The 18,744-nt window shown below is 74.1% G+C and carries 16 protein-coding genes, 1 pseudogene and 1 riboswitch; of the genes and pseudogenes, 8 read left to right on the top strand and 9 right to left on the bottom strand.

All coding sequences use genetic code 11. The annotated features are described in order from the left end of the window. Positions 1-13 precede the first annotated feature (13 nt). On the bottom strand, positions 14-337 hold the full coding sequence (locus E4P43_RS07090) for an Rv2175c family DNA-binding protein (protein WP_135144712.1): 324 nt from the start codon (positions 335-337) through the stop codon (positions 14-16). A 13-nt stretch (positions 338-350) separates the two neighbouring features. On the opposite strand from E4P43_RS07090, the pseudogene E4P43_RS07095 reads away from it, so the two are divergent. The 4 genes and pseudogenes from E4P43_RS07095 to E4P43_RS07110 all read left to right on the top strand — a co-directional run bounded on the left by E4P43_RS07095 (position 351) and on the right by E4P43_RS07110 (position 6,156). After that, positions 351-1,490, top strand: a pseudogene (locus E4P43_RS07095) (alpha-hydroxy acid oxidase). Between the two features lie 4 nt (positions 1,491-1,494). Further along, positions 1,495-1,579, top strand: a riboswitch (ZMP/ZTP riboswitch). 23 nt (positions 1,580-1,602) lie between these two features. Further along, positions 1,603-3,081, top strand: coding sequence for a glycine hydroxymethyltransferase (locus E4P43_RS07100; RefSeq protein WP_135144713.1), 1,479 nt, complete (start codon positions 1,603-1,605; stop codon positions 3,079-3,081). A 162-nt stretch (positions 3,082-3,243) separates the two neighbouring features. Then, positions 3,244-5,220, top strand: coding sequence for a Stk1 family PASTA domain-containing Ser/Thr kinase (pknB, locus tag E4P43_RS07105; RefSeq protein WP_245158982.1), 1,977 nt, complete (start codon positions 3,244-3,246; stop codon positions 5,218-5,220). A gap of 15 nt (positions 5,221-5,235) precedes the next feature. Next, positions 5,236-6,156: a deoxyribonuclease IV gene (locus E4P43_RS07110; RefSeq protein ID WP_245158983.1), complete on the top strand. Its 921-nt coding sequence runs from the start codon at positions 5,236-5,238 to the stop codon at positions 6,154-6,156. A gap of 38 nt (positions 6,157-6,194) precedes the next feature. On the opposite strand, the gene E4P43_RS20160 is transcribed toward E4P43_RS07110, so the two are convergent. From E4P43_RS20160 to E4P43_RS07125, 3 genes are all read right to left on the bottom strand, one after another. After that, positions 6,195-6,467 (bottom strand): EAL domain-containing protein, encoded by a 273-nt coding sequence (locus tag E4P43_RS20160; RefSeq protein WP_209313764.1) that lies wholly within the window; start codon positions 6,465-6,467, stop codon positions 6,195-6,197. 202 nt (positions 6,468-6,669) lie between these two features. Beyond that, entirely contained in the window at positions 6,670-7,680 is a 1,011-nt protein-coding gene (locus tag E4P43_RS07120) for a GntG family PLP-dependent aldolase (protein ID WP_135144715.1), read from the bottom strand. Beyond that, entirely contained in the window at positions 7,680-9,017 is a 1,338-nt protein-coding gene (locus tag E4P43_RS07125) for a 3-deoxy-7-phosphoheptulonate synthase class II (RefSeq protein ID WP_135144716.1), read from the bottom strand. Before E4P43_RS07125 ends, E4P43_RS07120 begins: the two co-directional genes overlap by 1 nt. A gap of 233 nt (positions 9,018-9,250) precedes the next feature. Here E4P43_RS07125 and E4P43_RS07130 point away from each other — a divergent pair, with 233 nt between their 5' ends. Then, positions 9,251-11,395, top strand: coding sequence for a methyl-accepting chemotaxis protein (locus E4P43_RS07130; protein ID WP_135144717.1), 2,145 nt, complete (start codon positions 9,251-9,253; stop codon positions 11,393-11,395). Between the two features lie 56 nt (positions 11,396-11,451). Here E4P43_RS07130 and E4P43_RS07135 read toward each other — a convergent pair whose 3' ends face one another. The 4 genes from E4P43_RS07135 to E4P43_RS07150 form a co-directional block, all read right to left on the bottom strand. Then, a complete protein-coding gene (locus E4P43_RS07135; protein WP_135144718.1) occupies positions 11,452-11,940 on the bottom strand; it encodes a polyadenylate-specific 3'-exoribonuclease AS in 489 nt (162 codons plus the stop codon). Beyond that, complete coding sequence (locus E4P43_RS07140) at positions 11,937-12,380, bottom strand: RidA family protein (RefSeq protein WP_209313765.1); 444 nt, start codon at positions 12,378-12,380, stop codon at positions 11,937-11,939. Before E4P43_RS07140 ends, E4P43_RS07135 begins: the two co-directional genes overlap by 4 nt. A 44-nt stretch (positions 12,381-12,424) precedes the next feature. After that, complete coding sequence (locus E4P43_RS07145) at positions 12,425-13,714, bottom strand: cation:proton antiporter (protein WP_135144719.1); 1,290 nt, start codon at positions 13,712-13,714, stop codon at positions 12,425-12,427. Positions 13,715-13,790: 76 nt separating this feature from the next. Next, positions 13,791-14,705 (bottom strand): SDR family oxidoreductase, encoded by a 915-nt coding sequence (locus E4P43_RS07150; RefSeq protein ID WP_135144720.1) that lies wholly within the window; start codon positions 14,703-14,705, stop codon positions 13,791-13,793. 105 nt (positions 14,706-14,810) lie between these two features. Here E4P43_RS07150 and E4P43_RS07155 point away from each other — a divergent pair, with 105 nt between their 5' ends. From E4P43_RS07155 to E4P43_RS07165, 3 genes are read left to right on the top strand one after another with little or no spacing between them, the layout of a single operon-like run. Next, positions 14,811-16,355, top strand: coding sequence for an NAD(P)/FAD-dependent oxidoreductase (locus tag E4P43_RS07155; protein WP_135144721.1), 1,545 nt, complete (start codon positions 14,811-14,813; stop codon positions 16,353-16,355). Further along, positions 16,352-17,293 carry an alpha/beta hydrolase gene (locus E4P43_RS07160; protein WP_167759097.1) on the top strand — a complete coding sequence of 314 codons (942 nt, stop codon included), beginning with the start codon at positions 16,352-16,354 and terminating at the stop codon, positions 17,291-17,293. The genes E4P43_RS07155 and E4P43_RS07160 overlap by 4 nt, the downstream gene beginning before the upstream one ends. A 10-nt stretch (positions 17,294-17,303) precedes the next feature. Then, entirely contained in the window at positions 17,304-17,891 is a 588-nt protein-coding gene (locus tag E4P43_RS07165; protein ID WP_135144722.1) for a TetR/AcrR family transcriptional regulator, read from the top strand. 22 nt (positions 17,892-17,913) lie between these two features. On the opposite strand, the gene E4P43_RS07170 is transcribed toward E4P43_RS07165, so the two are convergent. Beyond that, a complete protein-coding gene (locus E4P43_RS07170; RefSeq protein ID WP_245158984.1) occupies positions 17,914-18,675 on the bottom strand; it encodes a lysophospholipid acyltransferase family protein in 762 nt (253 codons plus the stop codon). Between the last annotated feature and the right edge of the window lie 69 nt (positions 18,676-18,744).

An 18,744-nucleotide genomic window follows, 5' to 3' on the forward strand; every position in this document is an offset into this window, starting at 1 on the left:
CGCGGGCCGGGGCCTAGAGGGCCAGGGCCTGGGCGCGGCGGGTGACCTCGGTGTGCCGGTTGTCGCGCAGGGCCTGGACCGGCGTACCCGGCAGCGACTCGTCCTCGCGGAAGAGCCAGTCGAAGGCCTCCTGATCGGTGAAGCCGCCGTCCTGGAGGACCGTCAGCAGACCGGGGAGGTGCTTGAGGATCACGCCGTCCTGGACGAAGTCGGCGGGGATCTTGCCGTTGCCGCTGCCCGGGACGGCCATGAGCTTCCGGTCGCGCAGGAGCTGGCGGACCCGGTTGGGCGAGGTGCCCAGGAGCTGGGCGACCTCCGCGGGGGTGAGCGTGTCCATAGGGTGCCAGCCTATGGCGAGCGACAGCGGGACCGACAGCCGGTTGCCGGGGCAGCGACGGCGTGCCCCCGGGGATGCCACGCCCGAGGACCCGGGCGCCGAGCCGCCCTTCCTCGACCTGGACCGGCTGGAGGCAGCCGCCCGCGACCGGCTGCCCGCCGACGTCTACGACTACTACGCCGGCGGCTCGGAGACCGAGACGACGCTGCGCGAGGCCCCCGGGGCCTGGCGGTCGTGGCGGCTGCGGCCCCGGGTCCTGCGCGGCGTCTCCACCGTGGCGCTGGGCACCGAGCTCCTCGGCAGCGCCGTCCGCACGCCCGTCGGCGTCGCCCCCTGGGCCTACCAGGGCATGGCGCACCCCGACGGCGAGCTGGCCACCGCCCGCGGTGCGGTCGCCACCGGCGCGCTGATGACCGCCTCCACCAGCGCGACCCACACCCTCGAGGAGGTCGCCGCCGCGGCCACCGGGACGCCGGCCTGGTTCCAGCTCTACCGGCTGCACTCCCCCGGCCACACCGACGACCTCGCCCGCCGCGCCGGCGACGCCGGATACCGGGCGCTGGTGCTCACCGTCGACCTGCCCCTCCTCGGGCGCCGCCACCGCGACCTGCGGCACTCCTTCGCGCTGCCGGCCGGGCTGCGCATGGCCAACCACCCGGCCACCGGCGAGGACCGGCCCACCCTCGACGACCTGGCCACGGCCACCTGGACGTTCGACGACATCGCCCGGTTCGGCGAGCTCTCCGGGCTGCCGGTGGTGGTCAAGGGCGTGCTGCGGGGCGACGACGCCGTCCGCTGCGTGCAGGCCGGGGCCTCGGCGGTCTAGGTCTCCACCCACGGCGGGCGCCAGGTCGACCCCGCCGTCGCCAGCGCGCACGCCCTCCCGGAGGTGGTCGACGCCGTCGGCGACGACGTCGAGGTCTACGCCGACGGCGGCATCCGGTCCGGGTCCGACGTCCTGACCGCGCTCGCGCTCGGCGCCTCGGCGGTGTTCGTCGGCCGGCCGACCATCTGGGGGCTGGCCGGCGGCGGCGCCGAGGGGGTCGCGCGGGTCCTGGCCGGGCTGACCGAGGAGCTGGCGCACACCATGGCGCTGTGCGGGCTGGACGACGTCCGTTCGGTGCCCCGCGACTCGGTGACGCCGGCGCGATAACCTCGGGGAGGGCCGTGACTGGCGCGTCGAGGTGGGCCACCACCGGGGAGCGGCTCGCACCACCGACGCCGTGCGCCTGGGCACCTAACGACCGTCGCGCGCAGGAGCCCTCATGACCGACACCGTCCGCACCACCCCCTCCCACGCCACCCCGTTCGACGCCGGCGCCGCGTCGGCGGCCTACCGCAACGCGCTGGCCGTGATCGGCGCCGTCGAGCCGCGGGTGGCCGACGCGATCAGCGCCGAGCTGGCCGACCAGCGGGCCTCGCTCAAGCTGATCGCCAGCGAGAACTACGCCAGCCCCGCGGTGCTGCTCACCATGGGCAACTGGTTCAGCGACAAGTACGCCGAGGGCACCGTCGGCCACCGCTTCTACGCCGGCTGCCAGAACGTCGACACCGTCGAGGCGCTGGCCGCCGAGCACGCCCGGGCGCTGTTCGGCGCCCCGCACGCCTACGTGCAGCCGCACTCGGGCATCGACGCCAACCTCGTGGCGTTCTGGGCGGTCCTGGCGCAGCGCGTCGAGCTGCCCGCGCTGGAGAAGGCCGGCGTCCGGCACGTCAACGACCTCACCGACGAGGACTGGTCGGCGCTGCGGCACGCGCTCGGCGACCAGCGGATGCTCGGCATGTCGCTCGACGCCGGTGGCCACCTCACCCACGGGTTCCGCCCCAACATCAGCGGCAAGATGTTCGAGCAGTCCTCCTACGGCACCGACCCGGCCACGGAGCTGCTCGACTACGACGCCGTCCGCGCCCGGGCCCGGGAGTTCCGCCCGCTGATCCTCATGGCCGGCTACTCCGCCTACCCGCGGCGGGTCAACTTCGCGACGATGCGCGAGATCGCCGACGAGGTGGGTGCCACGCTCGTGGTCGACATGGCGCACTTCGCCGGGCTGGTGGCCGGCAAGGTCCTCACCGGCGACTTCGACCCGGTGCCGCACGCGCACGTCGTCACCAGCACCAGCCACAAGTCGCTGCGCGGGCCGCGCGGCGGCTTCGTCCTCGCCCAGCCCGAGTTCGCCGACGCCGTCGACCGCGGCTGCCCGATGGTGCTGGGCGGCCCGCTCCCCCAGGTCATGGCCGCCAAGGCCGTCGCCTTCGCCGAGGCCCGCCAGCCGGCGTTCGCCGGGTACGCCCGGGCGGTCGCCGACAACGCCCTCACCCTGGCCGAGGGGCTGTCCCGCCGCGGCGTGCGGCTGGTCACCGGCGGCACCGACAACCACCTCGTGCTCCTGGACGTGAGCGGCTTCGGCCTCACCGGCCGGCAGGCGGAGTCGGCGCTGCTCGACGCCGGGATCGTCACCAACCGCAACGCCGTCCCGGCCGACCCGAACGGCGCCTGGTACACCTCCGGGGTCCGGATCGGGACCCCGGCGCTGACCAGCCGTGGCTTCGGGGCCGAGGAGTTCGACCGGGTCGCGGGCCTCATCGCCGACGTCCTGGGCGCCACCACCCCCACCTCCACCTCGGCGGGCACGCCGTCCCAGGCCAGGTACTCGATCGCCGACGGCGTGGCGGACCGGACCCGCTCGGCGGCGGCGGAGCTGCTGGCGGAGCACCCCCTGTATCCCGGCCTCGATCTTGCGTGAGCGGCCTCCCTGCTGGGGCCCGCCGCGAGCTCGCGAGCGGTGGGCGGCAGGGAGGCCCTTCCGCGGTTCATCCGCACCACGGGCCACGGCGGCCCCCCGTGCCGCGTGGTGGGGCGCCCCCCGGCCGAGGCGCTCCTACACTCATCCGTTGTGGAGACTGCCGTGACCGACCCCGTGGTCGGGGTCGTCCTCGAGGGGCGCTACCGCCTCGAGGAGCGGCTCGCGCGCGGCGGCATGTCCACCGTCTACGCCGCCACGGACCTCCGGCTGCACAAGACCGTCGCGGTCAAGGTCATGGCCGAGCACCTCGCCCACGACCCGACGTTCGTCGACCGGTTCACCCGCGAGGCGCGCGCCGCCGCGATGCTGAGCCACCCCAACGTCGTCGGCGTCAGCGACCAGGGCAGCGACCAGGGCCTGGTCTTCCTGGTCATGGAGCTGGTGCGGGGCCGCACGCTCCGCGACCTGCTCAGCGCCCGGGGCCGGCTCACCGTCGCCGAGGCCTTCGCCGTGCTGGAGCCCGTGCTCAGCGGCCTCACCGCCGCGCACCGGGCCGGCATCGTGCACCGCGACATCAAGCCCGAGAACGTGCTCATCGGCGTGGACGGCGTCGTCAAGGTCGCCGACTTCGGCCTGGCGCGCGCCGTCGTCGGCACCGGGCAGACCAGCCAGACCGGCGGGGTGCTCATCGGCACCGTCGCCTACCTCTCCCCCGAGCAGCTCGAGCGCGGCCGCGCCGACGCCCGCTCCGACATCTACGCCGCCGGCATCGTGCTCTACGAGATGCTGACCGGGCACCCGCCGTTCGGCGGTGACACCCCGCTGGCGGTGGCCTACCAGCACGTCCACCACGACGTCCCGGCGCCGTCGGCCGAGGTCCCCGGCCTGCCCTGGCAGGTCGACGAGCTCGTCGCCCGCACCACCCGCCGCGACCCGGCCGGCCGGCCGATCGACGCCGGCGCGTTCCTCGCCGAGCTCAACGACGTCCGCCGCGACCTGGGCATCGACCCGGTCCCGGTGCCCACCGGGCAGAGCACCGCCGGCCCGAACACGCTGCGCCCGACCAACCGGCCCACGCGCCCGCGCCCGCACGACCGGCACCCCAGCGACCCGGGCACCGAGGTGCTCGGTGGCCGCGCGCCGCGGGGTGGCCGCACCAGCATGCTGCCGGGCATGGGCGCCGGCCCCACGACCGACGTGCAGGGCCGCCGGCCCGGGCCCGCCCGCCCGCGCCCCGGTGTCCCCGACCACATCCGCCGCCGCCGCGCCCGCCTCGCGATCGCCGTGGTCCTGCTGCTGGCGGTGACCGCCGGCGCCATCGGCTGGTGGTTCGGCGAGGGCCGGTGGACCCAGGTCCCCTCGGTGGCCGGCAAGGAGGAGGTCGCCGCCCTGGACCTGCTCCGGGACGCCGGGCTCGACCCCCAGCAGCCGGTCGGCGAGTGGAGCGAGACCGTGCCCGCCGGGGTGGTCATCTCCACCGACCCCGCCACCGGCGAGGTCATCCGCGGCACCGACGTCGATATCGTGGTCTCCAAGGGCCAGGAGCGGTACTCGGTCGACCCCGAGCTCGCGGGCCTGCCCGTCGAGCAGGTAGAGGCCGAGCTCGAGGACCTCCCCCTCCAGGTGACCCGCGGCGAGGACTACGACGACGAGATCCCCGCGGGGCACGTCATCCGGTTCGACCCCGCGGCCGGGACCGACCTCAAGCGGGACCAGGTGGTCACCGTCGTGGTCAGCCAGGGCCGCGCGCCCGTCGCCGTCCCGGACGTGACCGGGCAGTCCCCGGAGCAGGCGACGAAGAACCTCCAGGACCTCGGCTTCACCGTCGAGCGGGTCCCCGACGGCCGCAGCGACGCCGTGGACAAGGGCGAGGTCATGGCCATCGACCCGGGCCCCGCGGCCGGGCCGATCCCCTTCGCCAGCACCGTGCGGATCCAGGTGTCCGCCGGCGTCCCGCTGGTCACCGTGCCCGACGTCGTCGGGAAGAGCGGCGACGAGGCGACCCAGATCCTGCAGGCCGCCGGACTCCAGGTCGAGGCGACCCGCTTCTTCGGCAACAGCGTGCTGCGGCAGACGCCCGCCGCCGGCGAGCAGGTCGAGCTCGGCACGTCGGTCACCATCCTGCTCACCTTCGGATAGGCGCTCCCCTCTCTCGTGTCGAACACCTCCCCCGGTGTGCCGCCCGTCGGCGCGCACATCCAGATCAAGGGCGGCCTGGCCAAGGGCGGCCTCGCCTACACCGACGCCGTCGCCGCCCGCGCCGTCCAGGTCTTCGTCGGCAACCCCCGCGGGTGGAAGCTGACCGACGGCGACCCGAAGCAGGACGCGCTGTTCACCGCGGGCTGCACCGAGCGCGGCGTCCCCTCGTTCATCCACACGCCGTTCCTCGTGAACGTCGGGTCCCCCACCGAGGCGACCGTGGAGCAGTCGATCGCCTCCATCGCCCACAACCTGCGCCGCGGCGCGCAGCTCGGCTGCGAGGGCGTCGTCGTGCACGCGGGGTCCTCCGTCGGCGAGGACCGCTACGAGGACGCGCTGCGCCAGCTGCACGAGAAGCTGCTGCCGGTGCTCGAGGCCGCCGACCCCGACGGGCCCCGGCTGCTGGTCGAGCCCACGGCGGGCGGCGGGAAGGCCCTGGCGGCGACCGTCGAGGACCTCGGCCCCTACTTCGCGGCGCTGGAGGACCACCCGCTGCTCGGCGTCTGCTTCGACACCTGTCACGCGTGGGCGGCCGGGCACGACCTGTCCGTCCCCGGCGGCATGAGCGCGACCCTGGACGCGCTGGAGGCCACGGTCGGCCCCGGCCGGCTCGGGCTGGTGCACGTCAACGACTCGCTCGACCCGTGCGGCTCCAAGCGCGACCGGCACACCACCATCGGCGAGGGCACGATCGGCTCGGGGCCCTACGGCACCGGGCCGTTCGCCGAGCTGCTGCGGCACCGCACCACGGCCGGCGTGGCCATGGTGGTGGAGACGCCCAGCGAGCGCGACGGCGACCCGTGCGGCGGGCACGCGGCCGACATCAAGCTGCTCAACTCCCTGATCGGCGACCCTTCGGAGGGCTTCCCCGGCTGAGCCCCGGGCCGGCCGCGGGTCACACGATCTCGGGGCCGTCAGCCCCTGATCGCCACGACATCGTGCGACTCGGCGCCGTCGCGGTCACCAGCGACCGGCTCACGACCGGCTCCCGGCCGGCGGGAGGCGCAGGTCGCGACCTGGGCCACCAGGACGTACGCCTCCTCCCGCGGCAGCGGCCGGGCCAGCCCGAGCCCCTGTCCCTGCGTGACGTGCAGAGACAGCAGCAGGATCCGCTGGTCCTCGGTCTCGATGCCCTCGGCCACGACGAGGAGACCCAGGTCGCGGCCGAGGGAGCCGACGGCGCTCACGATGGCCCGGGCCCAGCCGGGCAGGGTGCGGGTGGGACGACGGGCGGAGCCGGCCGCGTGGGGACGGGTGCCCCCGGACGCGCCCCTGCATCCTCGGATTGTGTCCGCCCGGGTGGGAACCGGCGACCGGTGACGGGCCGGCACCCTGCACGTCCTCGGCCTCGCCGGAGGCCCGGTGGCACCGGCTACGGCACCGCGCAGGTCAGCGGTCGAGCAGGCCGTTCAGCACCTCGGCGGCACGCTCCACCGCGGCGCGGTCGACGTCGAGGTGGGTCACCAGCCGGATGCGGCGCGGGCTGACCCGGCCGACCAGCACGCCCTGGGCCTTGGCCGCCTCGGCGACCAGCGGCGCGGCGACGTCGTCGAGCACCACCATGTTGGTCTCGACCGTCGCGGGGTCGACGCCGAGCCGCTCGGCCAGCAGCCGCGCGTGCTCGTGGTCCTCGCCCAGCCGGGGCAGGTGGTGGTCCAGCGCGTACAGGCAGGCCGCGGCGATGACGCCGACCTGCCGCATGCCGCCGCCCAGCCGCTTGCGCCAGAGGCGGCCGGCCGCGATGCGCTCCGCAGAGCCCACGAGCACCGAGCCGATCGGCGTCCCGAGGCCCTTGGAGAAGCAGACCGACGCGGTGTCGGCCAGCCGGCCGTAGGTGGCCAGGTCCTCACCGGTGGCCGCGTGCGCGTTCCAGATGCGGGCGCCGTCGAGGTGGACGGCGACCCCGGCCTCGCGGGTGCGGTCCCACAGCTCCTGCAGCTCGGCGAGGGGCTGCACCCGGCCGAAGCCGCGGTTGTGGGTGTTCTCCACGGCGATCGCGGCGGTGGCGGTCAGGTGCCAGTCGTCCCTGGGGCGCACCTGGGCGAGGAGCGCACCTGCGTCCAGCAGGCCCCGGTCGGACACCACGGTCCGCGTGGAGATGCCGAAGATCGCCGCCGCGGCACCCATCTCGTAGGTGACCACGTGGGCGTCGGCGTCGCAGAGCACCTCCTGGCCGGGCTCGCAGACCAGGCGCATGCCGATCTGGTTGCCCATCGTCCCGGACGGCACGAACAGCGCCGCCTCGTGCCCGAACAGCGCGGCGACGCGCTCCTCGAGCGCGGTGACGGTGGGGTCCTCGCCGTAGACGTCGTCGCCCACCTCGGCCTCGGCCATGGCCCGGCGCATGCCGGGGGTCGGCCGGGTGACGGTGTCCGACCGCAGATCGATGAGTTCCGACATCAGCCGCGCAGCATCTCCGCCACGAGGAACGCCAGCTCCAGCGACTGACCGGTGTTCAGCCGCGGGTCGCACGCGGTCTCGTACCGGCTGTTGAGGTCCTCGTCGCTGATCTCCATGGCGCCACCCAGGCACTCGGTGACGTCCTCGCCGGTCAGCTCCACGTGGATGCCGCCCGGCCAGGTGCCCAGCGCGCGGTGGACGTCGAAGAAGCCGAGCACCTCGTCGACGACGCGGTCGAAGTGCCGGGTCTTGTAGCCGGTGGAGGACTCGTGGGTGTTGCCGTGCATCGGGTCGCACTGCCAGACGACCTGGTGGCCGCTGGCGGTGACCTTCTCGACGATGCCGGGCAGCACGTCGCGGATCTTCCCGTTGCCCATGCGGCTGATCAGGGTGAGCCTGCCGGGGATGCCATCGGGGTCGAGCCGCTCGACGAGCTCGGTCGCCTGCTCCGGGGTCGTCGTCGGGCCGATCTTCACGCCGATCGGGTTCGCCAGCTTCGAGACGAACTCGATGTGCGCCCCGTCCATCTGGCGGGTCCGCTCCCCCACCCACACGAAGTGGGCCGACAGGGCGTAGGGCCGCCCCTCGTGGATGCGCAGCAGCGCCCGCTCGTAGTCGAGGATCAGCGCCTCGTGGGAGTTGTAGAGCTCCACCCCGCGCAGCGCGTCGGAGTCGATGCCGCAGGCCTTCATGAACGCCAGCGCCCGGTCGATCTCCCGGGCGATGACCTCGTACCGCACGCCGGCCGGCGAGCTGGCGACGAAGTCCTTGTTCCAGTCGTGGACGGCGTGCAGGTCGGCCAGGCCGCCGCGGGCGTAGGCGCGGATCATGTTCATGGCCGCGGCGGAGTTGGCGTAGGCGCGGACCAGGCGGTTCGGGTCCGGGATGCGCTTCTCCAGGACCGGCTCCAGGTCGTTGACCATGTCGCCGCGGTAGGAGGGCAGCCCGAGGGCGTCGGTGTCCGACGAGCGGGGCTTGGCGTACTGGCCGGCGACCCGGCCGACCTTGACCACCGGCACGCTGGCGCCGTAGGTGAGGACGACGGCCATCTGCAGCAGCGTCCGGGTGGTGCTCTGCAGGTGCGGCTCGGTGTTGAGGTCGAAGGTCTCCGCGCAGTCCCCGCCCTGCAGCAGGAACGCCTTGCCGTGGGCGACGTCGGCCAGCTGGGCGCGCAGCGCGTCGACCTCGGCGGGCGCCACGATCGGCGGCACGGTGGACAGCGTGCCGAGCACGGCGTCGAGGGCGGCCCGGTCCGGCCAGCGCGGCTGCTGGGCGGCGGGCAGCTCCCGCCAGCGGTCCAGACCGGGTACCAGCTGGGCAGATTCGGCGAGGCTCACGACCCCGAGGGTACGGCGCCGCCGTCCCGCTCCGAGAGACGCGTCCCAAGTCGTGAGCAGGTGCGCAAGCGAGCTGCACCACGGTGGAGCCACCCCACCGTTGCGCACCACCAGCCACATCCGGTGTCGAACGGGTCACGAACGGCCGGTTCCGTGCCGATACGTCGCCGACCTGCCGAGACAGGGAGGTGAGCGGCGGCGCCGGACCGCAGCAGTCGAACGGAAGGCCGAACATGCGTCGGACGAGCCTGCCCACCTGGGCGGTTCCTTCTCACTGGGGCATCCGCACCAAGGTGGTCGCGCTCGCGGTCGCGAGCGTGGCCGTCACCGGCGTGGCCATGGGTGGGGTCAGCGCCTGGCAGAGCAGCGGCTTCGCCGACGACGCCGGCCGCGACATGGACGCCCTCGTCCAGGAGGACATCACCCGCGTCGCCGACGGCGTCTACGACGTGGTCTCCACGCAGGGCGCCTCCACCTCGGCCAAGGTGGACTCCGACCTCAACGTCGCCCAGTACGTGGTGGGCCAGTCCGGTGGGCTCCAGCTCGACCCGCGGAACTCGGTCACCTGGGACGCCAAGAACCAGCTGACCAGCGAGGTCACGCCGGTCACCGTGCCCCGGATGCTGGCCGGCCCCGAGTGGCTCGGCAAGAACAGCGACGTCAACGTGCCGACGCCGGTCGTCGACACCATCAAGCAGATGGTCGGCGGCACCGCGACGATCTTCCAGCGGCTGCCCAGCGGCGACATGCTCCGCGTCGCCACCAACGTCGTGGCCGCCAGCGGCGCCCGGGCCATCGGCACCTACATCCCGGCGACCACGCCCGAGGGGAAGCCGAACGCCGTCGTGTCGACCGTGACCAGCGGGCAGACCTACCGCGGCAACGCGCTGGTCGTCGACTCCTGGTACGTCTCGGCCTACACGCCGATCTTCGGCCCCGCCGGCGACGTGATCGGCATGCTCTACGTCGGCCAGAAGCAGCAGAACCTCCCCGCCCTGCGGGAGAGCCTCGAGTCCACCGCGGTCGGCGAGACCGGCCACGTCGAGGTCTACGGGGGCACCGGGGCCATCACCGGCACCGTGCTCATCAGCCCCGGTGGCGCCCGTGACGGCGAGCCGATGCTGGAGGCGACCGACGCCGACGGCCGGCCCTACGTCAAGGAGATCGTCGAGGCCGCCGTCGCCCTGGATCCCGGCGCGCAGGCGACCGTCCGCTACGTCGACCCGGAGGCAGGCCCGACGACGGCCCGCGTGTCCTACTACAAGCCGTGGGACTGGGTGATCGTCACCAACGCCCGCGACGCCGACTTCACCGGCCCCAAGGACGCGCTGGCCGACGGCCGCTCCTCGATGGTCTGGGCACTGGTCGTCGCCGCCGTGCTGATCGCGCTGCTCGGCGGCGTCATCGCCCAGCTCGTCGGTCGCCGCCTGACCAAGCCCCTGACCGACCTGCGTGACCGCATGGCCGAGATCGCCGACGGCGAGGGCGACCTGACCCAGCGCATGGACGACTCCCGCGACGACGAGGTCGGCCAGCTGTCCGGCGCGTTCAACCGGTTCGTCGAGAAGGTGGCCTCCACGGTCCGCGACATCCACCGGTGCGCGCAGGAGGTGGCCTCGTCGGCCGCCGGCGTCTCGACCGTGGCCGACGGGCTGGCCAAGCGCGCGGCGCGCAGCCGGGACCAGGCGCAGGGCGCCCACGGCGTCGCGGCGGACATCAGCGCGAGCGTCTCCTCGGCCGCCGCCGGCGCGGAGGAGATGGGCGTCTCCATCACCGAGATCGCCCGCAGCGCCGCCGAGGCGGCGGAGGTCGGCCGCCAGGCCGCGTCGCTCGCCGAGCAGACCGAGAGCACGATCGCCGCGCTGGGCGCCAGCTCGGCCGAGATCGGCGACGTCGTCAAGGTGATCTCCGGGGTGGCCGAGCAGACCAACCTGCTCGCGCTCAACGCCACGATCGAGGCCGCGCGGGCCGGTGACGCCGGCAAGGGCTTCGCCGTCGTCGCCAACGAGGTCAAGGAGCTCGCCCAGGAGGCGGCCAAGGCCAGCGAGGAGATCGCGCAGCGGGTCCAGGGCATCCAGTCCGAGACCACGGCCGCGGTCGGCTCCATCTCCCGCATCGCCGAGGTGGTCCGGTCCATCAACGACCACCAGACGACGATCGCCAGCGCGGTCGAGGAGCAGACGGCGACCACCCGCGAGCTCACCCGCAGCGTGGCCACGGCCGCCCAGGGCGCGGGCACGGTGACCACCACCCTCACCACCGTCAGCCAGGACGCCGACGACAGCGCGGCCGACGTGGAGCGGGCCCGCTCGGCGGCGCAGGAGCTGGACGGGCTGTCCAAGGAGCTCAACCGGCTGCTGGCGGCCTTCACCGTCTGACCGCACCACGCACCAGAGCCCCTCCCCGGCCCGCCCGGGGAGGGGCTCTCGCGCGTTCAGCCGGCCGCCTCGATCGCCTTCCAGCGGGCCAGGTTGAACCGGGCGTCGACCAGGGCGTCGTGCGTCCCCGCCGGCTTGGGCGGCAGCGGCGGCTGCCCGCGGTCGTCCCACCGCTGCCGCAGCTCGCGGGTGAACCGCGGGATCGGCCGCGGCAGGGCGGGCATCGCACCCCACAGCTGGCACAGCGCCACGTGGTCGTAGGCGGCGAACCAGGCCCAGAGCTCGATCTCCTCCCCCGGGCCGGTCAGGAAGGCCAGCAGGTCCTCGCGGATCCGCTCCCTGCTGCGCCACGCCCGGTCCGCGGGCGGCGGCAGCTGGTCCAGGACGTTGCGCCGCACCCAGGGGATGGCCCTGCGCTCGTCGAACTCCGTGCTGACGGCGTAGAACTCGCGGCCGGTCTCGTCGACGACGCCGATGGAGACGAGGTCGATCGTCGTGCCGTCCTCGATGAACTCGGTGTCGTAGAAGAAGCGGCGGACGGTCATTCGTCCAACGTAGCCGCGTCGTCGGGTGGCCCCGGCTCCTGCCAGGAGTCCCGGACGGCCACCGCCTCCACCTCGACCAGCTGGTCCGGGCCCGCCAGCACCGTGACGCCGACCAGCGTGCTGGGTGCCAGGTGTGTGCCCAGCGCCTCCCGGACGACCTCCGCGGCGGCCAGCAGGTCCGCGCGGTCGGTGGTGGCGACGTACACCGTCGTGCGGAGCACGTCGCGCAGCGTCGCGCCGGCCGCCTCCAGCGCCGCGGCCAGGTTGACCATGACCTGGCGCGCCTGGCCGGCGACGTCGCCGACCGACACGGTCCCGCCGCCGGCGTCGATGGGGCGGGCGCCCGCGGTGAAGACCATCCGGCCCGGGTCGGTCACCGCCGCGTGGGCGTGGGATGCGGAGTCGGTCAGGCCCGGCGGGCGCACCAGCTCGATGGTCACCGGCCGATCATGGGGCACCGGCGGGCCGGTGTCGTGCGCAGCCGTCAGACCGGCGTGACCGGCGCCCGGTCCGCCGAGCCGTGCACGTCGCGGGCGCGGCGCTCCCGCATCCGGTCCAGCCGGTGGATGACCGGGCCCGCCGTGACGCCTTGCAGCACGACCGAGCCCACCACCACCAGGACCGTGACCCGCCAGAGCTGCTCGGCCCCGGCGATGTCGGCCTCCGCCAGTCCGTACGCCAGGTAGTACAGCGACCCGATGCCGCGGACCCCGAAGAACGAGACCACCCACCGCTCCCGGGTCCCGGTCGAGCTGCCCAGGAACGCCAGCCGCCCGCCCAGCGGGCGGACGACGAGGAGGAAGACGGCCGCGAAGACCCACTCCCGCCAGCCGAGCCCGTCGAGGATCCCCCGCGCCACCGCCCCGCCCACGAGCAGCAGGAGGAGGACGGTGAGCAGCCGCTCGAGCTGCTCGACGTGGGCGTGCAGGACCTGGTGCCGGTCGTGCGTGCGCTCGGCCGCCCGGATGGTCAGCGCGCAGACGAAGACGGCGACGAACCCGTAGCCCTCGACCACCTCCGCGACGCCGTAGGCGAGGAAGATCGCGCAGAGCGCCACGAAGCCCTCGGCGCGCTCGGCCAGCCGGGCCCGCTCGCCGGCGCGGGAGAAGAACAGCCGGCGCAGGACCCACCCCGTCGCGGCACCGGCGGCGATGCCCGCGGCCAGCCGCCACAGGACGTCGACCGCCAGCCACTCCCCCAGCCAGCCCGACGGCGCCAGCCCGGCGCCCGCCACGGCGATGGCCGCGTAGGTGAACGGGAACGCCAGGCCGTCGTTGAGCCCCGCCTCCGAGGTGAGGGCGAAGCGCGCCTCGTCCTCGCTCTGCTCGTCGTCGGTCGGCTCGCCCACCTGCACCTCGGTGGCCAGCACCGGGTCGGTGGGCGCGAGGGCGGCACCGAGCAGGAGCGCTGCGGCCGCGCCGAGCCCGAGCAGCCAGCTGCCGAGCCACGCGGCGGCGAGGACGGTCAGCGGCATGGTCACCGCCAGCAGCCGCCAGGTCGAGCCCCATCCCCGCCACCCGAGCGGGCGGTCCAGCGCGAGACCGGCGCCCATGAGGCTCACGATCACGACGAGCTCGGTGAGGTGCACCGTCGTCGTGCTGTGCTCGAGCGGATCGGGCGACGGGAGCCCGGGCACCAGGGCGAAGGCGAGGACGCCCAGCCCCACGAAGACCATGGGCATCGACGCCGGTGCCCGGCTGGTCAGCCGCGGCAGCAGCGCCGCCAGCAGCGCCGCCCCGCCAGCGGCGGCGTACGCGACCCCGGTCGGTTCCACGCGTCAGGACCGGCCGGTGGTCAGCACCCGACCAGTCTGGGCGACGTCGGCCGGCGTCGCTCGGCGGAGCCGCGGCTCAGGCGGCACCCTTGGCGCGGTTGCCCACGGAGTTCGGCCCGAACTCCCGGCCGTCCAGGGCCGCGATGTCGCGCTCCAGCTGCGGCACCCGCTTGGCCGAGACCGCCATCGCGACCTTCTCCGCCACGACGCCGGTGACCAGCTGCCGCAGGGCCGCGACCGTGCCGACCGAGCGCGGCACGAACACGCGCCGGCCCCGGGTCTCCAGGTTCTCGACCAGCGCCTCGGCGCACGCCTCGACCGAGGTGAAGGCGCCCAGCGGGCCGGGCAGCTGCCTGCGCGTCTCCTTGAAGGTGGGCAGCGCCGCCTCGGTGTCGCGCACCATGTCGGTGTCGATCCAGGTGGGGTGCGCGCTGGCCACGGTCACGCCGCGGTGGGCGACCTCGAGGCGCAGCGCGTCGCCGAAGCGCTCGACGCCGGCCTTGGACGCGCAGTAGGCGCTCATCCCCGGCAGCACGGTGAAGGCGGCCGCCGAGCTGATCAGCTGCACGTGCCCCTTGCGCTTGGCGATCTCCGGCAGCGCGGCGTGCGTGGTCAGCATCGTGCCGATGAGGTTCACCTCGATCGTGCGGGCCAGCGCGTGGGCGGAGCTGGTCATGACCGTCGTCAGCGGGGCGATGCCGGCGTTGGCCACGACGATGTCCAGCCCGCCGAAGGTGTCCACGGTCCGCTGCACCGCGGCGCGCAGCGCCTCCGGGTCGGTGACGTCGGCCTCGACCCAGAGGTGCTCGGGGCCCAGGTCGTCGGCCACGCGGGCGAGCTCCTCCGGCTCCAGCCCCACCAGCGCCACGCGGGCGCCGCGGGCCGCGGCCTTGCGGGCCAGGGCGGCGCCGATGCCGCGGGCGGCGCCGGTGATGAGGACCGACTTCCCGGCCAGGGACGTTCGCGTGCGCTTGCCGAATACCGACGCCATGGGGACTGCTCCTCGGGGATCGTCGCGCTCGAATTGAGCACTGCTCAACCGCCGTTGTAGCTTGTTGACCGTTGCTCAGCAAGCCGGAGGAAGGAGCAGACCGAGGTGACCAGCACGATCGAGAAGCAGCCCGCGGCCTCCCCCGCAGCAGGGGCGTCCGCGACCCGCGAGGTGCGGGTCGCCGTCATCGGCTCCGGGTTCGCCGGCCTGGCCATGGGCATCAAGCTGCGGGAGCGCGGCGAGACCGACTTCGTGCTGCTGGAGCGCGCCGACGACGTCGGCGGCACCTGGCGCGACAACACCTACCCGGGCGCGGCGTGCGACGTGCAGTCGCACCTGTACTCGTACTCCTTCGCCCCGAACCCGGACTGGCCCCGCTCCTACTCGGAGCAGCCGGAGATCCAGGCCTACCTGCAGGCCACCGCCGACCGGTACGGCGTCCGGCAGCACTGCGTCTTCGGCGCCGAGGTGACCGCCGCCCGCTGGGACGACACCGCCCGCCGCTGGCTGGTGACGACGACGGCCGGCGAGTTCCGGGCCCAGGTCCTGGTCTCCGCCGCCGGCGCGCTCGCCGACCCGACCTACCCCGCGATCCCGGGCCTGGAGACCTTCGAGGGCACGAAGATGCACTCGGCGCGCTGGGACTCCTCGCACGACATCACCGGCGAGAAGGTCGCCGTCATCGGCACCGGAGCCTCGGCCATCCAGATCGTCCCCGCCATCCAGCCGCAGGTGGAGAGCGTCACCGTCTACCAGCGCACCCCGGCCTGGGTGGTCCCCCGCACCGACCACCCGGTGAAGCCCTGGGCCCGCCGGCTCTACCGGGTGCTGCCGGGCCTGCAGCGGGCGATCCGCGGCGCCCTCTACACGTTCCGCGAGTTCCTGGTGTTGGGCATGGCCAAGAAGCGGATGTTCCTCAGGCCGGTCGGCGCGCTGGCCAAGGCCCACCTCGAGCGCCAGGTCCGCGACCCGAAGCTGCGCGAGGCGCTCACGCCGGACTACACCATCGGCTGCAAGCGCATCCTCATCAGCAACGACTACTTCCCGGCCGTCGCCGCACCCAACGCCGAGCTGGTCACCGCGGGCATCGCCGAGATCCGGCCGCACTCGATCGTCACCGTCGACGGCATCGAGCGGCCCACGGACACGCTCATCATGGCCACCGGCTTCCACGTGACCGACCTGCCGATCGCGGAGAAGATCTGCGGCCGCGGCGGCCGCTCCCTGGCCCAGGTCTGGGAGGAGGGCATGGTGAGCAACCGCAGCTCCACGGTGGCCGGCTTCCCCAACCTGTTCCTGCTCGTGGGCCCGAACGTCGGCGTCGGGCACACCTCGATGGTCTACATGATCGAGTCGCAGGTGGCCTACGTCGACGACGCGCTGCGGACGATGGAGGCCGAGGGCCTCGCCGTCCTCGAGACCAAGCCCGAGGCCCAGGAGGCCTGGCGCGCCCTCATCGCGGAGAAGTCCAAGGGCACCGTCTGGCTCGGCGGCGGCTGCGCCAGCTGGTACCTGGACAAGCACGGGCACAACACCACGCTGTGGCCGGACTTCACCTTCCGGTTCCGCAAGCTCACCCGGTCCCTGGACCGCGAGAACTACGTCGGCGTCCCCGCCGCGGCGCCGGCCGGCACGGAGGAGGCAGCGTGACCGCCACCCTGGACCGCACCGTCTGCAAGCGCACCGCCGCGGTGGCGACGGCCGACGGCGCCCGGCTGCACGCCACCGTCGAAGGGGCCGAGAACGCCCCCGTGACCGTGGTCCTCGCGCACGGCTGGACCCTGTCGCAGGCCGCCTGGGACGACGTGTCCACCCTGCTGGCCGACCAGGTCGCCGACGGCCGCCTCCGCCTGGTCCGCTACGACCAGCGCGGGCACGGCCGCTCCACCTGGGGCGAGGCGGAGATCTCGGTGGACCAGCTGGGCTCGGACCTCGCCGAGGTGCTCGACCAGCTGGCGCCCACCGGCCCGGTCGTCCTCGGCGGGCACTCCATGGGTGGCATGACGATCATGTGCCTGGCGGCGGCCCGACCCGAGCTCTTCGGGGACCGGGTGCGCGGCGTCGCCCTGGTGGCGACGTCGGCCGGCGACCTCACCTCGGACCCGAGGTCGGCCGGTGGCCGGATGGCCAAGCTCAGGCCGGGCATGCTCAGCGCGCTGCTCGCCGGCGCCCGCGTGCTCGAGCGGCTGCGCAACCTGGTGCCGCCGACGCACCCCCGGCACCAGAAGATGGTCCGCGAGCTGCTCTACGGCGCCGACGCGACCGACGAGATGGTGCTCGAGGGCGCGAAGATCATGCACGCGTCGACGCTGCGGTCCTTCCTGGAGTTCATGCCGGCGCTCGGCGACCACGACAAGCGCACCGAGCTGGCGGCCCTCTCCCGCGTGCCGGTCGAGATCTTCGTCGGCGACAGCGACAAGCTCACGCCCGAGCGGCACAGCATCCAGCTCACCGAGGTCCTGCCGGAGGCCCGCCTGCACCGGGCGGAGCGCACCGGGCACATGATCACCCAGGAGCGGCCGCAGCTCGTCGTCGACGGGCTGCTCCGCCTGGTGGGCGAGGCCACGGGCGGACGGGACGCGAGCTGAGGACGCCACGGTGACGGCGTCGTCCCGTCCCCCGCACCCGCGCGAGCGGCGCACGGCGCAGGACCGGCGGGCGCAGCTCGTGCAGATCGGCCTGGAGCTGCTGCCGACGACGCCGGTGCAGGAGCTCACGATCGACGAGGTGGCGCGGCGGGCCGGGATCAGCCGGAGCCTGCTCTTCCACTACTTCGCGAACAAGCGGGAGTACTACACGGCCGTCACGCGGGCGGCCGCCGACCTGATGTGGGAGCACCTGCTCCCCGCCCCCGGCACCCCGCCGGAGGAGCAGGTCGTCGGCATGCTCGACCGCTACGTCGGCTGGGTGGAGACCTTCCGGGAGAGCCACCTGGCGTTCGTCCGGGGCGCCGGGGGCGGGGACCCGTGGGTGTCGGAGGTCTACGAGGAGACGCGGCGCCGGCTCGTCGAGGTGGCCCTGGCCGCGCTGGAGCTGCCGGACGACGCCCTGCGGCGGCAGCTGCTCCTCGCCTGGTTCGCCTTCACCGAGGACCTGGTCGGCCAGTGGGTGCACGAGCCGACGACGCCCCGCCCCGAGCTGCTGGAGCTGCTGCGCGACGTGCTGCGCAAGGTCACCGAGCGATGACCGGCCGCGGGACCGGCCGCAGCTAGCCGGCGAGGGACGTGGGGGCGCGGTCGGCGGCCTCGGCGGCCGGCGGCTGCAGGGTCGCGACGACCTCGTTGGCGCTGGCGCCGGTGGCGTCCATCGACTTCTTCACGGTCGCGCCGTAGACGTCGACGTACTCCTGGCCCGACAGCGTCATGATCTCGTACATGATCTCGTCGGTCACCGAGCGCTCGACGAAGCGGTCACCCGCCAGCCCCTCGTAGCGGGAGAAGTCCAGCGGCCGGCCGAAGCGGACGCAGACCCGGGTGATCCTCTTGCCGAACGGCAGCTTCCGGGAGCTGTAGACCATCGCCACCGGGATCACCGGGACGCCGGTCTCCAGCGCCATCCGGGCGACGCCGATCTTGCCGCGGAAGAGGCGGCCGTCGGGCGAGCGCGTGCCCTCGGGGTAGATCCCCAGCAGCTTGCCCTCGCGGAGCGTGCGGATGCCGGTCTGGATGGCGTTCTCCGCGGCGGAGGCGCTGGACCGGTCGATCGGCACCTGGCCCGCGCCGGTGAAGAAGGCCCGCTGGAGGAAGCCCTTCACACCGGTGCCGGTGAAGTACTCGGCCTTCGCGAGGAAGGTGACCCGCCGCTTCAGCTGCAGCGGCATGAAGATCCAGTCGGCAGCCGAGAGGTGGTTGCTGGCCAGGATCGCTGCGCCCGTCGCCGGCACGTGCTGGGTGCCCTCGGCCTTCGGGCGGAACACCAGGCGCACCACCGGGCCGATGGCGACGAACTTCAGGAACCAGTAGAACAACACGCCTCCCTCGGGGACTGCCAGACTAGGGAGCCTGGGGTCCGAATCACAATCGGGCACCTACCGTGACGT

It is taken from the genome of Blastococcus sp. TF02A-35 (assembly GCF_004571075.1).
Lineage (GTDB): Bacteria > Actinomycetota > Actinomycetes > Mycobacteriales > Geodermatophilaceae > Blastococcus.